The organism is Limosilactobacillus gorillae (genome assembly GCF_001293735.1).
GTDB classification, from domain to species: Bacteria; Bacillota; Bacilli; order Lactobacillales; family Lactobacillaceae; genus Limosilactobacillus; species Limosilactobacillus gorillae.
The window spans coordinates 1-20,194 of the sequence record NZ_BCAH01000001.1 but is presented as its reverse complement, the minus strand read 5'-3'; the positions used below and the strand labels follow the sequence as shown (position 1 = coordinate 20,194).

Sequence of the window (20,194 nt, the reverse complement as noted above, 5' to 3'; positions counted from 1 at the left end):
CAAAAAGAAAGGGAAAAGGCCAAAAAAGAAGCACCGTAGGTGCTTGAGTGGGGGCTTTCCTCCCATCACTAAAGTGACGGGTATCCAGCCCATAATATATCAATGAATTTATTTTGAAGTTTGTTGGCGACTGCACTGAGCACACAAACCATACAGTTCAAAGGAATGACCGGTAATTTGAGCCCCCGGCAACTGTTGTTCATAAAAGTCACTGGGCCACTTGGGCATCTGAATTTCCTGAACCCGCCCGCACTTCTGGCAGATAAAGTGGTGGTGGTGCTGGTGAGTACCGTCCGCGCAGGAGAACTTAACGGCCCTGCAGTTACTCCGCTGAGTAATCTCAACCAGACCGAGCTCCTCAAACTCCTCCAGGTTGCGATAAATTGTGTTGTGCGATATCCCCGGGTAAAGCTCACGCATCTGGCGGTCGACCATCGTGATATCCAAATAGTGATCCGGTTGGTGAACCAACAGATTAATTAAGGAACGGCGCTGCTTGGTTAAACGTAACTGGTTATTTTTAATGATTGTTTCGGCTCGAACAACTAAGTTCTCCACGCTTATCCCCCCAATTAGTAATGATTACGCTTTTGTTGATCGACTCGATTGTACCACTGCTGGGGCCACTTGGGCGACTAAGGTGTCCAGGCTAGCGGTGGTTTGTTTCCAATCATCGTTAACAACCACATGGGCAATCCCCGCCAGGTAGTCAGGTAGGAATTGATCACGGCGGTATTCATCGGAAGTCAACCGCGACTTAACGGCCGCCAGTTGATCCCCCCGCGCCTTGATCCGGTTAGCCAAGGTCTGCGGGTGACTGACGGTCAAAAAGATCACCACCGCCTGATCCCCTAGGGCTTGGTGATAAGTTAAAGCACCGGCGGTATCCAACACGATCACATCGGCAGGGTGATTAGCCCAGCCGGCTGCCAAGCCTTCGTAAGAGGAACCGTAAAGGTGGCCGTCGTATTCAACCTTCTCTAACAGGTGCCGCTTATTAAATGTGGCCGGGGTTTCAAAGTAGTAATCAGTCCCGTCAACTTCACCTGGCCGCGGGTCCCTAGTGGTATGGGTGATGACCCTAGCCATTTGGTAGGTATCCCTTAGGTATTTGGCCACCGTCGTCTTACCACTGCCAGCCGCTCCCGTGATCACAAAGACGGGCTTTTTACATGGCATTATTCCTCTTCCTCCAGATAGGCGTTGACCTGGTCAAGCAGTTCCTTCAAATTATCGTAGGTCAGGCGTTCACGGGCGGCCTGGTAGTTAAACCAACCGGCATTTTGGATCTCCTCCGCCTGCAGGCTCAAATCAGCGGCCTGGTCAAAGTCGGCCAAGTAAAGTGTCATTTGCTTGTGATTACCGTTGGGAAGGTCATATTCAGTGTAGACTGAAAAACTAGTATCGACTTCGACTTGTAAACTGGTTTCTTCCTTAATTTCACGGCGCGCCGTTTCAACTAGGTTCTCACCCTCTTCGACGTGACCCTTTGGGAAGCCCCAGAAGTTCCCCTTGTTCGTACTCTGCAATAATAAGTATTCAATTCCATCCTGACCATGGCGGTACACCACGGCACCAGCAGTTACCTCAATTGCCATCGTTTTTCACCTCATTAAAATTTAATTGACTTTTAATATTGTGTTCTCTATTATGGACTAAGTAGACTTTATCATAAATTATAGCAAAGGTGGTTAGCGATTATGAGTCTGAAGATAATGCGAAAAGAAAGTCTCCAAACTTATCTGGGGGCGGACAAAAAGTTCGTAAAGTCACTGACTGCCTTCGACCTGATGACCCTCGGAATTGGGGCGGTTATCGGGACCGGGATCTTTATCCTTCCCGGCACGGTGGCGGCCAATGATGCCGGGCCAGGGGTCACCCTGTCCTTTTTAATGGCCGCAATTGTCTGTGCGTTGGCAGCCATGTGTTACGCCGAATTTTCCTCGGCCCTTCCAGTCGCCGGGAGTGCCTACTCCTACGGGAACGTGATCTTTGGGGAATTCATCGGCTGGATTTTGGGATGGTCCTTAATTTTAGAATACATGTTGGCCGTTGCCTCGGTATCAACCGGGTGGGCGGCCTACTTTAATTCCATTTTGGCCTCCTTTGGTATCAACGTTCCCAAGGCGCTATCGGGACCGTTTGACCCGGCCCACGGTACCTACATTAACATTGTGGCCGTGGCAATCGTCTTAATCGTCACCCTGATCTTGTCACGGGGGATGCGCTCTTCAATGCGGATCAACAACGTTGCCGTGATTATCAAGATCTTGATTATCCTGGCCTTCATCGGGGTAGGCCTGTTCTTCATCAAACCCGCCAACTACCACCCCTTCTTACCATATAAGATGAGCGGGGTTATGCACGGGGCCACGACGGTCTTCTTCGCCTTCCTTGGTTTTGACGCCGTGTCTTCTTCGGCTGCCGAAGTCAAGAACCCTAGGAAGAATATGCCGTTAGGGATCATCGGAACTTTGGTGATTGCCACGATCCTCTACATGGGGGTTTCCGTGGTCTTAACTGGGATGGTTTCGTACACCAAGTTAGATGTTGCTAACCCGGTGGCCTTCGCCTTAAAGGCCGTTAACCAGGGCTGGATCGCTGATCTCCTATCAATCGGGGCCCTGATTGGAATGTTCACCATGATGGTGACAATGACCTACTCCTCCTCCCGACTGGTTTACTCCATTGGGCGTGATGGCCTCTTGCCGAAGTTCTTAAGTAGGCTTGACCACAAGAACTCCACGCCACAAGCTGCCCTCTGGGTGGTGGCAATCATCATCGCCTTAATGGGGGGCTTGGTCTCCTTAGACCAGTTAACCAGCCTGGTTAACATCGGGACCCTTTTAGCCTTCACTTTTGTTTCTTTCGGGATCTTGCCACTTCGCAAGCGTAAGGACATTGGAAACCGTGGCGGCTTCCAAGTCCCGTGGTACCCCGTTTTACCAATCCTCTCTGGGGTGGCCTGTGTAGTTATGATCTGCCTCTTGTCCAAGGAAACCTTTATTGGGGCCGGGATCTGGTTCCTAATCGGGATCGTTCTCTACTTCAGCTACGGCTACCGCCACAGTAAGTTAGCCCACGAATAACATAACTATCAGGGCGTGTCTGAGTTATCGATGACTTAGGCACGCCCTTTCTTGATGCGCTATAATTAAGCAAACTGTCTTTTGAAAGGGTGTTCATTGTGAAAGTCAACCAATTCTCACTGATTCCAACCGACGACGCCACCCGCCGTCATGAACTTCAATCCCTCCACCTACTAGTGGACGGCGACGAAAATCTCTCGGCCAGCCAGCTCCTGTTGACTCTCCTGTTGCGAACCCACCAGGAAACTAATTCTGAGGCAGGCCGGACCAGCTGGCTAAAGAGTTTGCTAGCCACGCCAACCACCAACGCCGCCGACTGGTTCAAAGAAAACACACAACCAACCGACGCCGTCTTTTACCTCCTAGCCCTCCAGCTCCTTGACTATGAGGTCGCCGTCGACTACCCGTTGGAATACCCATTACTTGGGATTCAGCGCCTTAACCTGCCCCACCACTACCACCAAGAATGGGACCAGGCAGCGGTAATCGATTCCTTTTACCTGCTCTTGTTGACCCGGACTAAGTACGGTATTTCCTTACTCGATAAGTTCACCAGCCAGGGGATGCTTACCTGGACCTACAACCTGCCGGCCAGCCAAAAGCCGCTCTTTTTCAACGGTAAACCAGTCGCTTCCTTTAATCCCCACCGTTTCATCCACGAGGTTGTCTACGTTCAAACCGACCTCGATACCGATTCCGACGGAGTGGCCGATTTGGTTAAGGCTGAGGTTATCCGGCCCGCCGACTCCAACCAGGGATTACGGGTACCGGTCCTCTTCACCGCTAGTCCTTACAACCAGGGCACTAACGATGAATGGGGCGAAAAGATCACCCACGACGTTAACGTTGCCTTGGCCCACAAGGATGCTAACCACCAGAGCCCGACGGAACCAGTTTTTGCCACTCCAACCAAACGGCAAAAAATTAAGGGAACCGGGCCCGCCAGCGAGAGCTTTGCCTCTACGCCGTCATATACCCTAAACGACTACCTGGCCACCCGGGGCTACGCAGTCGTCTACTCGGCCGGGATCGGTACCAAAGACTCTGACGGGCTGCAGACCTGCGGCTCACCAGAGCAAACCGACGCCATGAAGGCGGTCGTGGAATGGCTTCACGGCGACCGGGTCGCCTTCAGTGACCGCACCAGTGGTCAATCAGTGGTTGCATTCTGGTCCAATGGTAAGATTGCCATGACCGGCCGCAGCTACTTAGGAACCCTGGCAACGGCGGTGGCCACCACCGGGGTCAAGGGGCTGGCGGCCATTATCTCCGAGGCTGCTATCTCCTCTTGGTACGACTACTACCGCGAGGGGGGCCTAGTGGTTGCTCCCGGAGGCTTCCAGGGTGAAGACGCCGATGTCCTGGCTGCTGAAACCTTCAGCCGTACCAAATCAGCGGCCGACTACCGCCAAATCGAGGGGACCAACCAAGCCTACCTTAAGCAGATGACGGCCGCCCAGGACCGGGCCAGTGGTAACTACAACAACTTCTGGGCCCAGCGTAATTACCGTCCTAACTTCAGCAAGATCAAGGCAGCCGTGATGATGGTCCACGGCCTAAACGATACCAACGTTAAGCCGGTTCACGTCAAGGCCTTAGACCATGCTCTCCTGGAAATGGACCACTCAGCCCACCTGATCCTCCATCAGGGGCAACACATCTATATCAACGCCTTTGCTTCACTGGACTTTAACGAGATGGTCAACCTTTGGTTAGCCAATAAGCTGTGGGGGATTAATAACAATGCCGACCAGGTTCTCCCGCGGGTCTTATTTGAAGACAATCGCACCGAAGGGAACTGGCAGGCGGCCCAAACTTGGGATGGGCGCCTGACCTTTGATTACCACGTGGCCAAAAACAAGCTTGTGAAGGGCGCTGCCACTTCAGCTAGTCCGATTAGTTTTAACGATCATCAAGAAGTGGCTACCTACCAAGATTGGTGCACCCACCCAGCTAAGTGGCAAGCCGCCCTCATCAATGACCCTGGCAAGTTCTCAGCCCACTTTGCCACTGAGGTGATGGCCGGCGACCTGGTCCTACGGGGAACCCCCACTCTGAGTGTTAAGGTCGCTACCAATCTTGACCACGGCCTGTTGTCTGCCTACTTAGTTGACCGGGGGAGCACCCACCGGCTGACCAAGAACCCTGTCTTGCTAGGCAAGAACGCCATCCCACTTGGCTACCAGTGGAAGTACGACGACTTACGTGAGTTCAAACTAGAAAAAGAGCCCAGTGACTACCACGTCATTTCTTACGGCCACATTAACCTACAAAACCGGACCAGCCTTGAAATTGCCGACGACTACCTGCCTAACCAATCCGTTACCGTCACCTTACCCTTGCAGCCGGTCTACCATCACCTCGAAGACGGCCACCAGCTGGAGCTCATCCTCTTTGCCACCGACTACTTAATGACTGTTCGGGGCAATGAAGAGGCTGCCTATACCATCGACCCGGCCAGCATTCACCTGCGGGTCGTGGCTGACTTTGCCTAGCACTATTTTCACCATTTCATGATTTGCGGTACAATAAAACTTGTAATTTAAAAAATAAAATGGGGGTTGAAAACTTTGAAACAAGGGACAACGATTATTACGCTTGATAACGGCTACCACCTATGGACCAACACGCAAGGGGAAGGGACCATCCACCTCTTGGCTCTGCACGGGGGCCCAGGCGGTAACCACGAGTACTGGGAAGATACGGCTACGCAATTGAAAAAGCAGGGCTTAAACGTTCAGGTCCACATGTATGACCAACTGGGCTCGCTTTACTCTGACCAACCGGATTACCAAAACCCTGCCGTAGCCGATAAGTACCTGACCTACGAATACTTCTTGGATGAAGTCGAAGAAGTCCGCCAAAAGCTCGGGATCGATAACTTCTACCTAATCGGACAAAGCTGGGGGGGCCTCTTGGTCCAAGAATACGCCGTCAAGTACGGTGAGCACCTCAAGGGGGCCATCATTTCTTCCATGGTCGACGAAATTGACGAATACGTTGCCCACGTTAACCAGTGCCGAGAAGTGGTCCTGCCAGCTGAAGAAGTTGTCTTCATGAAGAAGTGTGAAGCCAACAACGATTACGACAACGAACGTTACCAACAAGATGTCCAAGTACTAAACGAAAACTTCGTTGATCGCAAGCAACCATCACGCCTCTACCACGTCCAAGACCTCGGTGGTACAGCCGTTTACAACGCCTTCCAAGGTGACAACGAGTTTGTTATCACTGGTAAGCTCAAGGACTGGCATTTCCGTGACCAATTACCAAAGATCAAGGTGCCAACCCTGTTAACCTTCGGGGAACACGAAACGATGCCGCTACAGACCGCCAAAACGATGGCCAGCCTGATTCCAAACTCCAAGCTGGTTACCACACCAGACGGTGGACACCACCACATGATCGACAACCCAGACGTCTACTACAAGAACCTGGCCGACTTCATTCGCCAAGTCGAAGCCGGTACCTTTAACAAGTAAGTAATTAATTTTAGGGGGAAGCAGTGATGAATAACTTCATTTTCGACGTCGACGGAACGTTGATCAACACCTACGAAATGTACATGCCGGCCATGATTGACGTCTTGGCCAAGTACGGCTTCGCCTACACACCTGAAGAGGCTGAACGGATGAAGCACGACCTTTTTGGGATTACCGGTAAGGACGCCTTAGTGATCGCCAAGATTCCGGAAGAATTACACGATCAAATCCTCGCTGACTGGTTCAAACTATCTTATGAGCGTGAGGACCGGACGACCGTCTATCCGGACGTCGAGGTAACCTTAAGTAAGCTGGCTAACCGGCCAGGAACCTCTTTAGCCGTGGCCACCTCCAAGCTGGGCGAAGAATACCAAGAACACATTGCCGCCAAATTTGATTTTGCCAAGAATTTCAAAACAGCCGTCACCTTTGACGACGTTAAAAACGGTAAACCAGCCCCAGATATGATCCAACTTGCCTTAAAGCGCCTGGGTAATTCCGATCTGAATACAGCAGTCTACGTTGGCGATACCGTTAACGACCTGCTGGCCGCCCACGCCGCCGGCATCAAGTTTGCTGCCGCCCTGTACGGCTCCGGCGATGCCACCAAGCTAGCCGATGCCGACTTCAAGCTGTCTTCCCCAACCCAACTGTTGGAGCTCTAGGCTTATATTCCTTTGCAAACCCACCTTCGAGTGGCCCTTTTACTGGTTAGACCAACCAGACTGAAACTCAACTTTTACAAGGATTAAGCTTACGTTTCTTCTTTAGCAAAACCGCCCCGCGCCAAGATTGGCGTGAGGCGGTTTTTTTCAATTAAAAGTCGTAATCATCATCAGTCATAGCTTCGGCGTTCCCCATTAGGTAGCCGGCCCCAACCTGGGAGAAAAAGTCATGGTTAGCCGTTTCCGTTGAGATCCCATTCATCACAATCGGGTTAATGTCTTCAATGGCGGCGTGATCAAAGATGGCCGCAAAGCCCATGTTGTTCATTGCCTTGTTGGCGTTATAGCGAACAAACTGCTTGACGTCTTCAACCATCTTAATCGGGGCGTAAACCACTTCGGTAAAGGCGAACTCGTTTTTTAAGAGATCGGCCAAGAGGTCGTCCATCCAGGCCCGGAAGCGGGTCTGTTCATCCGGCGTTAGTTCGGCAAAGGCTTGTTGGAACTTATAGCCCAGGTAGGTGCCGTGCACCGATTCGTCCCGAATTACCAACTTGATGACCTCAGAGAGATTGGCCAACTTATTGTTACCCCGGTACCACAGCGGGGTGAAGAAGTTGGAATAGTACAAGATCCCCTCCAGAAAGACCGAGGCCACTTTCTTTTCCAAGTTGTTGCCATGCTGGTAAATCTCGTTGATGCGCTGGACCTTATATTGCATCCGTGGATCATTGTTCATCCAGTGAAAGGTGTCATCAATCGTCTCTTGGTCGTTTAAGGTGCTTAAAATCGTCCCGTAGCTCTTAGCGTGGATCGATTCCATCATCAAAAAGTCATTAATAACGCCCACTTCCTTGCGCGTCCGGGCGTCTTCACGCATCACATTAACCCCTTCTTCAGACTGGAGGGTGTCTAACAGGGCAAGGCCCCCCACCACCTTGTTAATAACGCCTTTCTCGCTAGCTGACAAGGTCCGCCAGTCTTTCCGGTCATTTGAAACCGGCACCCGGGTATCGAGCCAGAACTGGGCGGTTGCCTTGTCCCAGACGTATTCGTCAAACTCGTCTTCTTCGACGTTCCAATTTACGCTTGTAAAAGCCATCTCGTCCTCCTAGAAATCGTAGTCGTCATCTTGCATAAATTCAGTAGCGTCAGCGTCCTTGATCGTTTCCACCACCGTTGTCTCCTGCGTCCGGGTTGCCAATTGATTAATCCGGTGGGCAATCGGATCCGTTTCAGCGGGTTGATCGCCCAGTCCCAGTGTCATCTGTAGCATCTGCCATTGAAAGTCCACTAGGCTATCAGCCGCCCCCGCTTCCGTCAGGAGGGCCTTGTTCTGCTGGTGAGCTAAATCGATCAAGGTCTGGGCGCACTCAGTTAACTGAGCCACCAGGGCTTCCTGATCTTCGGAGGATCGTTCTTCTAATCCCTGGCGGAATTTATAACTCAGGTAATCGCGAAAAATCAGATTCCCAGTCAGGATGTTGGTTAGCATCCGGTTAGTTTGAGCTAGCTCGGGATGACTAAGGACCGCCCAGTCAAACCCGGCGCCAAGAACCGTGTCTGCGATCAGAAACAGGCCCCGACGTAAAAGATCATCGCCCTGCATCCCCTTCACGAGCAACTCAAGCTCCTCTTGCAGCGGTTCCTGGTTATCCGCCCAAGCATAGTAGCTCGCCGCGGTTTTTTCATCGGTCAGGCGCCGAAAGATGGTCGTTACCGCCTTGGTGTGAACCGACTCCATGAAGGTAATCAGGTTCAAGACCGCCTCTTCTTGTTGCGTCCGCCGGCCCGCACGTAAGGCTGGCGCTCCAATTTCTGACTGAAAGGCGCTCAAGAGGGCCCGACCGGCTAAGGCCTGACCAATTTGGGCCTGTTGGTTAACCGTCAGAGCGTGCCAGCTGGCTTGATCGGCAGTGATTGGTACCCGGGTATCAAGCCAGAAGTTGTTCGTCAGTTTTAACCAGGTGGCTTGGTCAACCTGATCCTCTTGTTCGTCCCAGTTAATTGCCTTGTAATACAGGTAATCCATCATTCTCCTCCTTAAATCATGCAGGATTCACACTCATTAGCGGTGTGAATTTCGTCATCCGTGGTAAAGGTCCGGATGTAGTACAGCGACTTGATCCCCTTGGTCCACGCGTAGTTGCGCAGCCGGTTTAAATCCCGGGTCGTCATCTTCGGTTGGTCAGGCTTCTTCCACTCGTAAAGCCCCGCCGGTAAGGTTGAGCGCATAAAGAGGGTCAAACTCATTCCCTGGTCAACGTGTTTTTGAGCGACGGCATACGTGTCAATAATCTTGCGTTGGTCAAGATCGTAGGCTGGGGTATAGTAGGGTAGTGTTTCGTTGGAAAGATAAGGAGCGGGATAAAAGAGGGCGCCCACCTTGTTTTCCTGACGCTGTTCGACTAATTGGGTGATCGGGGTCAAGGACGCGGACGTTTCATTAACGTAGGAAATCGAACCATTAGGGGCCACCGCTAGTCGGTTACGATGGTAGAGGCCATATTTTTGTACCGCCTCTTTAAGGGCTTGCCAGTCGGCTTGGCTTGGCAACGCCACGTTGGCAAAGGCCTGATGGTTCTTTTCAAAGTGCAGGGTGAAGGGGTGAGCCACGTAATCTGCAAAGTAAGATCCATCAGCATAACTGGACTCTTCAAAGCCCACAAAGCGTTCCCCGCGCTCCTTAGCAATTTGGTTGCTGGCGACTAAGGAGTAGTAGTTAAGGGCTAAGAAGTAAGCCTCGGTAAATTCAAGCGCCTCCGGGGAGCCATATTCGATTTGACGCCGGGCTAAAGCGGTATGCAAGCCCATCGCCCCTAAACCGATCGTGTGGTAAAGGCGGTTCCCCTTGGCAATGCTTGGTACCTCTTCAATGTTGGTAGTGTCGGTCACGTTAGTTAAGGCTCGCACGGCTACTTCAACGGAATGGCCAAAGTCCGGGGACCTCAGCATGTTATCAATGTTTGTTGACCCCAGGTTACAGGAAATGTCAGTTCCCACCGTTTCATAAGATAAATCTGGCGTTAGCTTTGATGGTTCTTGGGGTTGTAAGATCTCACTGCAAAGGTTAGACATGATGATCTTACCAGCCACCGGGTTAGCACGGTTGGCATGGTCAATGTTTAGGATGTAGGGGTAACCAGATTCCTGCTGAAGACGGGAAATCTTTTGTTCTAGCTCCCGCGCGGAAATGGTTGTCTTTTTGATCCGTGGGTTAGCAACCAGGCGGTCGTACTCCTTGGTTATATCAACGTAGGAGAAGGGCGTTTGTAACTCCCGTTCAACATCGTAAGGGCTAAATAAGTACATCGGGGCGTTTGACTTCAGCAGCTGATAGTACTTATCTGGCACCACCAAGCCAAGCGACAGGGTTTTAACCCGAATCTTTTCGTCGGCGTTTTCCTTTTTGGTCTCTAAAAAGGCCATAATATCAGGGTGAAAGACGTTTAAATAGACCACGCCGGCCCCATTACGCTGCCCCAGCTGGTTAGAATACGAAAAGGCATCTTCCAAGAGCTTCATCACTGGCAAAACCCCGGACGAAGCATTCTGAATCTTCTTGATTGGGTCACCGGCTGCCCGTAAGTTAGAGAGGTTTACCCCAACACCGCCTCCAATCCGTGACAGTTGGAGGGCTGAATTTAAGGCCCGACCAATCGAGAGCATCGAGTCCTGGACGTCAATCAAAAAGCACGATACCATCTGACCCCGGCGCTTCTTACCCGCATTTAAAAAAGAAGGCGTGGCCGGTTGGTAGCGCTGGTTAATTAATTCATCCGCCAGATCAGTTGCCAGCTGTTGGTCACCGCGGGCTAAGTACAGAGCGTTGGCCACCACCCGGTCGTTATAGTCCTCTAAAAATTGTTTGCCATCGTTGGTCTTCATCGCGTACTGGGCATAAAACTTGTATGCCCCCATGAAGCTCTTGAAGCGGAACTGGTGGGAGCGCACCCGCTCCTCCAGTTGGTCAATGAAATCTGCAGGATACTGGTCCAAGACCGCCCCGTCTAAGTAGTCATCCGCCACCAGCTTGGTCCGGCGTGCTGCTGGACTTGCAAAGGTAACCGTACGGGGAATAACGTAGTCTTTAAAGTAGGCCTTTAGGGCGTCTTGATCATAGTGGACGGCAATTGACCCGTTCTCAGGGATGTTAACCAGGTTATTGTAGTAAAAATAGGATTGCGGATCCGTTTGAACTTCACTCATGCTTGTTCCTCCTCAAAGGCTTGGGCCCGTTCTAGCAGTAATTGGCCGATCCGGATAATGTCGTTATCACTACCCCGTAGTTCAAAATCGGTTAGGTAAGGAAAACCGAACCGCTTGGCATACTGCTTAGCCGTTAGTGCGAACTGACGGTTAAAGTTACGATTGCCACTGCCAATGATGCCGTAACAACGCCGATAATTATCCTCGTAAGCTAAGTAGTGCCCCAAGGCTGGCGATAAAATTTCGCTGTAGCCGTTATCCCGGCCGTTCCCCCCGTTTAAAAAGGCGGGTAAAATTGTCACAAAGGGTGCCGTTAGTCGTTGACGAGTCGGTTCTTCGCGAACGTTAATTGCTGATGTCTTTACTCCCAAGGTCTGGTAGTAGTCCGTTAAGCGGCGAACAAAGTCCCGCGTGTTCCCACTTAGGGAGATATACAAGATATTGATTTCTTTAACCATTTATCGCACTCCAATCACAAGATGTTGTGGTTGTGATTGTACTCTCCTTCGCCATTAATTAAAATTAGAATATTTTAATATTCCATCCGATTAGTAACTTTGCTTAACCCCTTTTTCCCTGGTTAACGCAATTTTCTCTCCGTAATTTCTTGACATTGATCATGAATTTGATGATAAAAATCTAATTTTTGAATTTAGCCATTCTTAATCCTTTGATAAATCACTGATCAATCGATTGACAAGATATGCTTTCTCCCTCCAAATTGAGTTACGAATAGATTAAACTTTGGTTACTATTGACCGGAATCTGAACATCCTTCGCATAAAGTGTGCTACAATCCTGCTTGATAGTAAGCAAAGGAGAAAAAACATGCGGTCTTCAATCAAACACATTCTGGTGGCCGTTGCCCTGGTTCTAGTGGTTGCCATCGGGGGCGCCATCCTCTGGAATAACCACCGAGCAAATACCGCTAATAAAACCGATTCCTCGGCTGTCCACAAGACTAGCTCGGTCATGCGGACCCCCATTAACTGGCAAAAGTCATCAGAAACGGTTGCCTACCCAGACGTTAATGCCCACCCTAACCTGTGGATCAAGGTTTCTAAAGCTAAGCAACGGGTTTACTTAATCGACGACGGCAAGGTCTTGTACACGATGTATTGCTCAACCGGATCTGGTAAAAGCGACACCCCTACTGGGACCTACCACATCCAAGCCGAGCGGGGCACCTTCTTTTACAACCAGTCCAGTAACGAGGGAGCTAAGTACTGGGTTTCCTGGAAAAACCATGGCGAATACCTCTTCCACACCGTGCCAACTGACGCCAACGGAAATTTTGTGATTTCAGAGGCTAAAAAGCTCGGTAAACAGGCCGCTTCCCATGGTTGCGTCCGCCTTTCCGTACCTGATGCCAAGTGGCTATATGAAAACATCAAGGAAGGCACCAAGGTTGTAATCACCAATAATTAAATAACGCGTGCCCAACCTACGCCATTAACAAAAGGAAGCCCAGCGNNCGCTGGGCTTCCTTTTGTTCTTTGTGTAACTGAAACAACGAAATCACTATCTTCTGTCCCACGCCCAATTTTAAGGCATTGCTAGTTAATCCTTCTTGAAGAGGGCGGCCATCTTGGCTGCTAACGCAGGATCGAGACTATCGGCTAACGTTGTTTCCGTTTCTTTTTCTTCCGTCGCCTGGTTTTCAATCATCTCTTTGATGGATTCAACCACCGCTTGTTCTCCAACTTGGATCAGGTTGACATCTAAGCGGCCCCCGGCAGCATCAGCGTGGCCACCGCCCCGGAAGTACTGCTCAGCAAACTGTGCCACGTCGACCTTACCGTTGGAACGCAGGGAAATACTAGTTGGCGCCACCACCATGGCCGCCTCAACCTCAGGATTTTCCTCCATTAGTCGGTGGGCGATTTCCGATTTATAGTCGCTAGCATAGACGATCCCCCACTTATGGTCGGCAAGTTCCTCAATTAAGAGGTCCTTTAAGTGACCCTTCAAGTAGTGATCACGCCGGTCATTCAGGGTTTGGACCAAAAGCTCATTTTGTTTTCGGTAGCGTTCCCAGCCCAGGGCAAAGACCTGCGTAACAAATTCCGCCGAATGACTGAGCGGGTAGAACCAAAACAACTGGTCAAACTCATCGGCGGCCACCCGCTCTTCCTGGCTCATGTTGGGATCATTTTGCCAATCCCAGGTGTCATAAGCTCGAATCAACTCAATCAAGTAGGCCAGTTCACGACGCCGACTGGCACTCAGCTGGTTGAAGCGAGGCTGAGTGGTCAGCCAATCCCAGGCCAGGCTGGCCGCACTTGGGTTAACAGTTTCATCGGCTGGGGTCACTACATTAGCGGTGTGGGCGGCCCGAGCGTCTGCTTCACTTTCGTGGTGGTCAAAAATTAGCCAGTGATTGGCGAAGCTGGCATTTAACTCCTGGAAGGTGTGACTAGAATCCGGTGTCATATCCATAATATAAACATCGGTAAAGCTATTAGCCTCCGGGCTGTGTAGCCAGCGATCAAAGTACTCGTCGATCCGACCGGCCCCAATGGTTTCGATGTCAAAGGTGGTGTCCGGAAAAACGGTTGTCTGGACTGCTTGCAATAGGTATGGCGCCCCAAAGCCGTCTAAGTCGTTATGAGAAAAAATTTTAATTCGTTCTGTCATATTGGTTCCCCCTTGTTACTCTATTATAAAGGGCGTTGCGCCCTTAATTTAAAAATACCATCTACTTCTTCAGGCTTAGCTTTTCAACGTTTAAAACTTTATCTAGCCAGCCATCAGTAAAAGACTGCTCGTGAGAAACCAGGATTAGGTTGCCCGGGAATTTCTGGAGGGCCCGTTTTAATCCTTCCTTGGTTTCGTCGTCAAGGTGATTGGTGGGCTCGTCTAAAATCAAGAAGTTGGCTGGGGTCAGCTCCAAGAGGGCCAACTTAACCTTGGTCTGCTCACCCCCAGATAAAAGGTTCATTGGCTTTTGAGCGTTGGCAGCATTAATACCGGCCTTGGCCAAGCGCTGGCGAATTGTCTTCGGTAACATGGTCGGAAATTGGTCTTGGATCGTTTGTAAGGGGGTCCTGGTCGGATCATCCCAGACTAGGTCCTGGTCAAAGTAGCTGATCTTAGCCGATGGCGAAAAGGTGCTGGTCCCTGCTAAGGCCGGTAGTTTCCCTAGAATTGTCTTGATCAAGGTCGACTTACCAACCCCATTGAAACCGCTGAAGAGTAGCTTTTCGCCGGCCGTCATCGCAAAGGTCACCGGTGATAATAGTGGTTTACCATAGCCAGCCTGCAGGTTTTCAACCCGCAGGGCATTCGCCGAGCCAGTGTTTTCGTACGGGAAGTTAAAGGAGGCCTTTAAGTTGTCTTCTGGCGGATCAATCCGGGTCATCCGGGCCAGCATCTTCTCCCGTGACTTAGCCATTGTCGACTTAGAACCAGCCTTGTTCTTACGGATAAAGCGTTCGGCCTTATCGATGACCTCCTGTTGCTTTTCGTACTCACGCTGTTGAAGGGCCTTCTTCTCTTCCTTTTGACGCATCGCCTGCTTGAAACTGCCCCGGTACTTGGTGATCTTACCAAAGGAAACATCGACGATCGTGTTCGTAACTCGCTCTAAAAAGTCGTAGTCGTGGGAGATAATCATCGCGGCCCCAGCAAAATCATTAAGATATTCGATCAGCCACTCAATGTGGGCGGTGTCCAAGTAGTTGGTCGGTTCATCCAAAAGGATCACGTCCGGGTTTTCCAACAACATCTTAGCCAAAATGATCTTAGACCGCTGGCCCCCAGACATTTCGGCAACAACGTGGTCCTTCCCCAGCTCGTTTAGTCCCAGCCCGGCCATCACTCGCTCGATTTCGGTCTCCACCCCGTAGAAGTTATGAGTATCGAGCTGTTCTTGCAGGCGTCCAGCCTGGGTCAAAAGCCGGTCGTCCATCTTGGTGGCGTAATCCTGATAGAGCTGGTTCATCTGGTCGTTAATTGCGTACAGGTCAGCAAAGGCGGTATGTAAAAAGTCGATCAAGTTCATCCCGGCCGGAATGTCGACGTACTGATCCAAGTAGCCAATCTTGGTGTTCTTTTGCCACTGAACCCGCCCGGCCACCGGCAAGAGCTGGCCGATCAAGATCTTAATCAGCGTTGACTTTCCAGCTCCGTTTTGACCGACCACCCCCATGTGCTCACCACGCTCCAGTTGGAAGTTGGCGTCATCGTAGAGCTTTTTATCAGCAAAGCTCATCGTCAACCCCGACACGTCTAGTACTGCCATCGTTATCAATCCTCCGTTTTCAGTCTAATGATCAATTGTATCACTAATTGCCGGTCCATAATGCTTAAGGGCGTCTGAAAGATTAATTAAAATAATTCTCATTTTTAGTTGACAGGCCACCGCCCCTCCGGTATAGTGGTCACAAATCAAACGAGAGGAGTCGTCAACATGAGGAACCAACTTATCCAAGTAAATAACGTCTGGCAAAGCCGGTAACTCAGGTTGACCGTTTACGGATGCAACCTGAGTATTTCAGATTGCATCCGTGCCGGCTTCCACATACCTTGGCGCCCGTACGGATCCACGTACGGGCGTTTTCTTTTTCAAAGGGGCCCGTTTTACGCGGACCCTTTTTTATTTGGGAAAGGAGAAAAATCAATGAAACGGATGTACACACTAATTGCCTTACTTGTGGCCTTTTTAGGGGTCGCCTTCTTCAAAGAGCAGGGGGGTCTAGCAACAACCAGCAAGCCCAAAGTCGGGGTCTTAACCCTGATGCACCACCCCGCCCTTGATCAAATCTACAAGGGCTTTGTCGATGAACTGGCTAGGGAAGGATACAAAGACGGTAAAAATATTACCATCGAATATCAAAATGCCCAGGGGGACCAGTCAAACCTAAAGACAATGGCTACCAAGCTGGTCAACGATCACGCGACGGTTCTGTTTGGGATTACCACCCCGGCCAGCCAGGCCCTGGCTAATGCCACCACCAAAATCCCAATTGTCTTGGGAGCGGTCACCGATCCAAAGGGCGCCGGCCTAATCAAAAATGACAAGAAGCCGGGCGGCAACATTACCGGAATTTCCAACCAGGCCCCGGTTACCGACCAATTGAGACTAGTTCACCAGTTCATGCCCCACGCTAAAACCTTGGGGATCATCTACACCTCTTCAGACCCGTCAGCTGAAGCCGAGCATAAGCAATTCGTTACTCAGGCTAAGAAGATGGGCTTAAACCTTCAATCTTATTCAATCGCTAACTCCAACGACTTAGACCAGGTCTCTCAGCACATGCTTACCGAAGTCGATGCCGTGATTGTCCCAACTGATAACACGATTGCCGGAGCAATGCGAACACTGGTAAAAAACGCTGATACCGCTAACAAGCCGGTCTTCCCGGCCGCCGATACAATGGTCAAGGATGGTGGGGTTGCCACTTACAGCATCAACCAATACAAGCTTGGGGTTGAAGGCGCCAAGGTAACCGGGGCGATCCTAAAGGGGAAGGCCAAACCAGAAACAACCGCCATCGAGTACATTCGCCACGGGGACCCGGTCTTAAACCTAAAACAAGCGCACAAACTAGGCTTAACGGTTCCAAAGGAATTTGAAAAAGCCGCCAAGGATCACGGGGAGGTATTTAACTAATGACCTTAATCACATCTGCCATCGGCCAAGGACTCTTATGGGCCCTGCTTGGCCTCAGCCTCTACCTTAGCTTTCGGATTTTAAACATTACCGATATGACCGTTGAAGGAACCTTCCCGCTGGGGGCCGCCACGGCCGTAACCATGATCGTCCACGGGGTTAACCCGCTACTGGCCTCCTTAGCCGCTACCGGGACCGGGATGATTGCCGGTTTGATCACCGGTCTGTTAACTACTAAGGGCAAGATTCCCAGCCTTTTAGCCGGGATCTTAACCATGACGGCTGCCTACTCGGTCAATCTACGGATCATGGGCAAGTCCAACACCTCACTCCTGGGCCAAACCACCCTGTTTTCTAACCACTTCTTGAAGAGCTTACCGGAATACTTTGACTCCGTTGTGCTTGGCTTTTCCGTAATTTGCATCATTACCGTCTTAATAATCTTCTTTTTAAACACTGACTATGGTCAGGCCTTCATTGCCACCGGGGATAATCTGACCATGGCCCGCTCAATGGGGATCCGGACCGATCGGATGACAATCGTCGGTTTGATGATTTCAAACGGGATGGTCGGCCTAGGAGGGGCCTTAATTGCCCAGTCCAACGGTTACGCCGACGTCAACATGGGGATTGGGACAATCGTGATCGCCCTAGCTTCGATCATCATCGGCGAAGTCGCCTTTGGTGAACTAACCTTGAGCCAACGCCTGGTTGCCGTCACCCTCGGGTCAATTATCTACCGGTTGATCTTGTTAGCCGTCCTGCAACTTGGCTTTTCAGCTAACGATCTTAACTTACTGTCCTCAATTGTCCTCGCACTATGCATGATGATTCCGCAAGTCGACCGAATCTTAAACATCAAAAAACCGATCTTAAAGGGGGTTACCAGCCATGACTAAGCCCATTTTAGAACTCCAAGGCGTCACCACGGTTGTTAACCGAGGTACCGCCAGTCAGACCACAATCCTAAAGGAAATCAACTTGACCATTAACCCCGGTGACTTCATCACGATCGTAGGGACCAATGGGGCCGGTAAGTCGACCCTCTTCAACGTGATTGGCGGCAACCTAACCGCTGATAGGGGGAAACTCCTCCACAACGGTACTGACATTACCCACCTCTCCCAGGAGGCACGGACCAAGTTCTTGGCCCGCGTCTTTCAAGACCCAAAGCTGGGCACTGCCCCGCGAATGACGGTTGCCGAGAACCTACTCCTGGCTGAAAAGCGTGGTCAGCCCCGTCACCTAGTCTTCCGCCGCCTTAAGACCCGTCTGAAGGGCTTTGAAACCCTCGTGGCCACGATGAACAACGGCCTGGAAACCCGGCTAATGACAGCCACGGGTGCCTTGTCTGGCGGCCAGCGTCAAGCTCTCTCCTTTTTAATGGCGACTTTAAAGCGTCCTGATATCCTCTTACTCGATGAGCACACGGCCGCCCTAGATCCCCACACCAGCGCCACCCTGATGGCAGCTACCAATCAACGGATCAAAGAAGACGGGCTAACCGCCTTGATGATCACTCACCACATGGAGGATGCCATCCACTACGGTAACCGCCTCCTGGTACTCAAGGACGGCCAGATCAAGGCCGACCTGGCTGGTAAAGAAAAAGCCAGCCTAACCCCAGAAAGGTTGGCTGCCTACTTTGAATAATTGCTAGATTGAAGGCAAAAATGACTACCGGGCCACGATCTGCTCGCCGTGCTGAGTGATATCTAAGCCAACTGCCTCTTCACGAGCTGAAACCCGAACTGGCATCACTAAGTGCAGGGCCTTAATAATCAACCAGCACATCACAGCCGTAAAGGCCATCGTAGCCAGCGTGGCCAAGATTTGAACCGTAAACTGATGCATTCCGCCGCCGTAAAACAAACCATTATCAGTCACTTGAGCATTAACTTGGCTGGTGGCAAAGAGTCCCGTGGCGATGCTGCCCCAGATCCCGGCGATCCCGTGGCAACCAAAGGCGTCCAGGGTGTCATCCAAGCGCAGGCGGGGTTTGGCGTAGGTCACAAAAAGGTAGGAACAAATGGAAGCGCCCAAACCAATCATGACCGCACCGCTAATGGTAACGTAGCCAGCAGCCGGAGTGATTGCAACCAGGCCACAAACGGTTCCTGTGCAAGACCCCACCAGACTCACCTTACCGGTAAAGGATACCTCCAAGAATTGCCAGGTGATCATAGCGGCAGCGGTGGCCACCGTCGTTGTGATCATGGCTTGAACGGCTACGGTATCAATGGCCAAGGCTGACCCGGCGTTAAAGCCGTACCAGCCCAGCCAGAGGATTGAAGTCCCAATCAAGACGAGACCCAAGTTGGCTGGTTGATCGGCATCGTGTTTCAAGCGGGGCCCCACCATCAATGAAAGAATCAGGGCGGTTACCCCAGCATTAATGTGAACAACGGTCCCCCCGGCAAAGTCGAGCGTGCCGAGTTTACCGAGAATACCACCACCCCACACCATGTGAACCAGCGGGTAGTACACTAATAGTGACCAGCAGATTACGAAGGCTACGATGAACCGGGGACGGGCCCGGCCAACCACCGCCCCCACGAAGAGGGCTGGGGTGATGATAGCAAACATCATCTGAAATAATGAGTATAAACCGGTCGGGATTTTAGTCGATGTCAGCGCAAAGAGGTTGACGTTTTTAAACATTGCCCAGTGCAGATTGCCCAGGATTCCCCAGACGTTACCGGAAAATGAGAGCGAGTAGCCAACTAAAATCCACATGATGACGGCCACTCCACAGATGAAGTAAACCGACATGAAGGTGTTAACAACGTTCTTCTTCTCGCTCAACCCCCCGTAGAATAATGCCAAGCCTGGTGTCATAAAAAAGACCAGGATGCTGGCGACCATCACGAACAATACGTTTGCTGCGTTCATCTTTCTTCAACCCCTTCCAATTTAATGTTAACCAGATTAGACCATTCTAATATCGTTCGCAAGATACACCAGCTCTTTTGAAAATATCTTTTGTTCTAAGTACCGTTAACCAGGGCTTTGTTAAGTTGAAACCGCTGCCAACCTTTTATTTTTTTGACTAGACCAATTTTCGCTCTTGCACCAAATTTACTAATTCTTCTACAGTCAACTACGCACCGAATTTATTCGGTGGCTTGTAGCTCA

General features: G+C 50.9%; 18 protein-coding genes. 8 read left to right on the top strand and 10 right to left on the bottom strand.

Translation table 11 applies throughout. The features are described 5' to 3' along the window. Positions 1–108: 108 nt before the first annotated feature. Genes AOQ57_RS00090 through AOQ57_RS00080 form a run of 3 tightly spaced genes read right to left on the bottom strand, consistent with a single transcriptional unit; the run spans position 109 to position 1,598 of the window. Positions 109–558 (bottom strand): Fur family transcriptional regulator, encoded by a 450-nt coding sequence (locus AOQ57_RS00090; protein ID WP_093623983.1) that lies wholly within the window; start codon positions 556–558, stop codon positions 109–111. 24 nt (positions 559–582) lie between these two features. Then, positions 583–1,179 carry a guanylate kinase gene (locus AOQ57_RS00085; protein ID WP_093623981.1) on the bottom strand — a complete coding sequence of 199 codons (597 nt, stop codon included), beginning with the start codon at positions 1,177–1,179 and terminating at the stop codon, positions 583–585. Then, a complete protein-coding gene (locus AOQ57_RS00080; protein ID WP_093623978.1) occupies positions 1,179–1,598 on the bottom strand; it encodes a bis(5'-nucleosyl)-tetraphosphatase in 420 nt (139 codons plus the stop codon). Before AOQ57_RS00080 ends, AOQ57_RS00085 begins: the two co-directional genes overlap by 1 nt. Positions 1,599–1,700: 102 nt before the next feature. Between AOQ57_RS00080 and AOQ57_RS00075 the strand changes: the two genes are divergently transcribed. The 4 genes from AOQ57_RS00075 (at position 1,701) to AOQ57_RS00060 (ending at position 7,236) form a co-directional block, all read left to right on the top strand. Beyond that, entirely contained in the window at positions 1,701–3,089 is a 1,389-nt protein-coding gene (locus AOQ57_RS00075; protein WP_093623976.1) for an APC family permease, read from the top strand. A 98-nt stretch (positions 3,090–3,187) separates the two neighbouring features. After that, positions 3,188–5,584 (top strand): Xaa-Pro dipeptidyl-peptidase, encoded by a 2,397-nt coding sequence (locus AOQ57_RS00070; RefSeq protein WP_093623974.1) that lies wholly within the window; start codon positions 3,188–3,190, stop codon positions 5,582–5,584. 75 nt (positions 5,585–5,659) lie between these two features. Then, entirely contained in the window at positions 5,660–6,571 is a 912-nt protein-coding gene (locus AOQ57_RS00065) for a proline-specific peptidase family protein (protein WP_093623972.1), read from the top strand. A gap of 26 nt (positions 6,572–6,597) precedes the next feature. Then, a complete protein-coding gene (locus AOQ57_RS00060; protein ID WP_093623970.1) occupies positions 6,598–7,236 on the top strand; it encodes an HAD family hydrolase in 639 nt (212 codons plus the stop codon). Positions 7,237–7,387: 151 nt separating this feature from the next. On the opposite strand, the gene nrdF is transcribed toward AOQ57_RS00060, so the two are convergent. From nrdF to AOQ57_RS00040, 4 genes are read right to left on the bottom strand one after another with little or no spacing between them, the layout of a single operon-like run. Continuing rightward, a complete protein-coding gene (gene nrdF, locus AOQ57_RS00055) occupies positions 7,388–8,338 on the bottom strand; it encodes a class 1b ribonucleoside-diphosphate reductase subunit beta (protein ID WP_093623968.1) in 951 nt (316 codons plus the stop codon). A gap of 9 nt (positions 8,339–8,347) precedes the next feature. After that, complete coding sequence (locus tag AOQ57_RS00050; protein WP_093623966.1) at positions 8,348–9,268, bottom strand: ribonucleotide-diphosphate reductase subunit beta; 921 nt, start codon at positions 9,266–9,268, stop codon at positions 8,348–8,350. Between the two features lie 11 nt (positions 9,269–9,279). After that, positions 9,280–11,445 carry a class 1b ribonucleoside-diphosphate reductase subunit alpha gene (gene nrdE, locus AOQ57_RS00045; protein ID WP_093623964.1) on the bottom strand — a complete coding sequence of 722 codons (2,166 nt, stop codon included), beginning with the start codon at positions 11,443–11,445 and terminating at the stop codon, positions 9,280–9,282. Next, positions 11,442–11,903: a class Ib ribonucleoside-diphosphate reductase assembly flavoprotein NrdI gene (locus tag AOQ57_RS00040; protein WP_093623962.1), complete on the bottom strand. Its 462-nt coding sequence runs from the start codon at positions 11,901–11,903 to the stop codon at positions 11,442–11,444. Before AOQ57_RS00040 ends, nrdE begins: the two co-directional genes overlap by 4 nt. A 370-nt stretch (positions 11,904–12,273) precedes the next feature. On the opposite strand from AOQ57_RS00040, the gene AOQ57_RS00035 reads away from it, so the two are divergent. After that, positions 12,274–12,873 (top strand): L,D-transpeptidase, encoded by a 600-nt coding sequence (locus tag AOQ57_RS00035; RefSeq protein WP_093623960.1) that lies wholly within the window; start codon positions 12,274–12,276, stop codon positions 12,871–12,873. A gap of 132 nt (positions 12,874–13,005) precedes the next feature. Here the strand turns inward: AOQ57_RS00035 and AOQ57_RS00030 are convergent, their stop codons facing one another. Together AOQ57_RS00030 and AOQ57_RS00025 are read right to left on the bottom strand one after the other, a co-directional pair. Beyond that, positions 13,006–14,082 (bottom strand): DHHA1 domain-containing protein, encoded by a 1,077-nt coding sequence (locus AOQ57_RS00030; protein WP_093623958.1) that lies wholly within the window; start codon positions 14,080–14,082, stop codon positions 13,006–13,008. 61 nt (positions 14,083–14,143) lie between these two features. Continuing rightward, positions 14,144–15,688 (bottom strand): ABC-F family ATP-binding cassette domain-containing protein, encoded by a 1,545-nt coding sequence (locus AOQ57_RS00025; protein ID WP_093623956.1) that lies wholly within the window; start codon positions 15,686–15,688, stop codon positions 14,144–14,146. Positions 15,689–16,066: 378 nt separating this feature from the next. Between AOQ57_RS00025 and trpX the strand changes: the two genes are divergently transcribed. Genes trpX through AOQ57_RS00010 form a run of 3 tightly spaced genes read left to right on the top strand, consistent with a single transcriptional unit; the run spans position 16,067 to position 18,712 of the window. After that, positions 16,067–17,059: a tryptophan ABC transporter substrate-binding protein gene (gene trpX / locus AOQ57_RS00020; protein ID WP_093623954.1), complete on the top strand. Its 993-nt coding sequence runs from the start codon at positions 16,067–16,069 to the stop codon at positions 17,057–17,059. Beyond that, entirely contained in the window at positions 17,059–17,958 is a 900-nt protein-coding gene (locus tag AOQ57_RS00015) for an ABC transporter permease (RefSeq protein ID WP_093623952.1), read from the top strand. The genes trpX and AOQ57_RS00015 overlap by 1 nt, the downstream gene beginning before the upstream one ends. Beyond that, positions 17,951–18,712 (top strand): ABC transporter ATP-binding protein, encoded by a 762-nt coding sequence (locus AOQ57_RS00010; RefSeq protein WP_093623950.1) that lies wholly within the window; start codon positions 17,951–17,953, stop codon positions 18,710–18,712. The genes AOQ57_RS00015 and AOQ57_RS00010 overlap by 8 nt, the downstream gene beginning before the upstream one ends. 24 nt (positions 18,713–18,736) lie before the next feature. Here the strand turns inward: AOQ57_RS00010 and AOQ57_RS00005 are convergent, their stop codons facing one another. Further along, positions 18,737–19,951, bottom strand: coding sequence for an ammonium transporter (locus AOQ57_RS00005; protein ID WP_093623948.1), 1,215 nt, complete (start codon positions 19,949–19,951; stop codon positions 18,737–18,739). Positions 19,952–20,194: the final 243 nt, after the last annotated feature.

What these genes read in the sequence shown, in the direction of transcription:
- AOQ57_RS00085 (WP_093623981.1), bottom strand. Translation starts at nt 1,179, where the DNA reads ATGCCATGTAAAAAGCCCGTCTTTGTGATCACGGGAGCGGCTGGCAGT.
- AOQ57_RS00080 (WP_093623978.1), bottom strand. Translation starts at nt 1,598, where the DNA reads ATGGCAATTGAGGTAACTGCTGGTGCCGTGGTGTACCGCCATGGTCAG.
- AOQ57_RS00075 (WP_093623976.1), top strand. Translation starts at nt 1,701, where the DNA reads ATGAGTCTGAAGATAATGCGAAAAGAAAGTCTCCAAACTTATCTGGGG.
- AOQ57_RS00060 (WP_093623970.1), top strand. Translation starts at nt 6,598, where the DNA reads ATGAATAACTTCATTTTCGACGTCGACGGAACGTTGATCAACACCTAC.
- nrdF (WP_093623968.1), bottom strand. Translation starts at nt 8,338, where the DNA reads ATGGCTTTTACAAGCGTAAATTGGAACGTCGAAGAAGACGAGTTTGAC.
- AOQ57_RS00050 (WP_093623966.1), bottom strand. Translation starts at nt 9,268, where the DNA reads ATGGATTACCTGTATTACAAGGCAATTAACTGGGACGAACAAGAGGAT.
- nrdE (WP_093623964.1), bottom strand. Translation starts at nt 11,445, where the DNA reads ATGAGTGAAGTTCAAACGGATCCGCAATCCTATTTTTACTACAATAAC.
- AOQ57_RS00040 (WP_093623962.1), bottom strand. Translation starts at nt 11,903, where the DNA reads ATGGTTAAAGAAATCAATATCTTGTATATCTCCCTAAGTGGGAACACG.
- AOQ57_RS00035 (WP_093623960.1), top strand. Translation starts at nt 12,274, where the DNA reads ATGCGGTCTTCAATCAAACACATTCTGGTGGCCGTTGCCCTGGTTCTA.
- AOQ57_RS00030 (WP_093623958.1), bottom strand. Translation starts at nt 14,082, where the DNA reads ATGACAGAACGAATTAAAATTTTTTCTCATAACGACTTAGACGGCTTT.
- AOQ57_RS00025 (WP_093623956.1), bottom strand. Translation starts at nt 15,688, where the DNA reads ATGGCAGTACTAGACGTGTCGGGGTTGACGATGAGCTTTGCTGATAAA.
- trpX (WP_093623954.1), top strand. Translation starts at nt 16,067, where the DNA reads ATGAAACGGATGTACACACTAATTGCCTTACTTGTGGCCTTTTTAGGG.
- AOQ57_RS00015 (WP_093623952.1), top strand. Translation starts at nt 17,059, where the DNA reads ATGACCTTAATCACATCTGCCATCGGCCAAGGACTCTTATGGGCCCTG.
- AOQ57_RS00010 (WP_093623950.1), top strand. Translation starts at nt 17,951, where the DNA reads ATGACTAAGCCCATTTTAGAACTCCAAGGCGTCACCACGGTTGTTAAC.
- AOQ57_RS00005 (WP_093623948.1), bottom strand. Translation starts at nt 19,951, where the DNA reads ATGAACGCAGCAAACGTATTGTTCGTGATGGTCGCCAGCATCCTGGTC.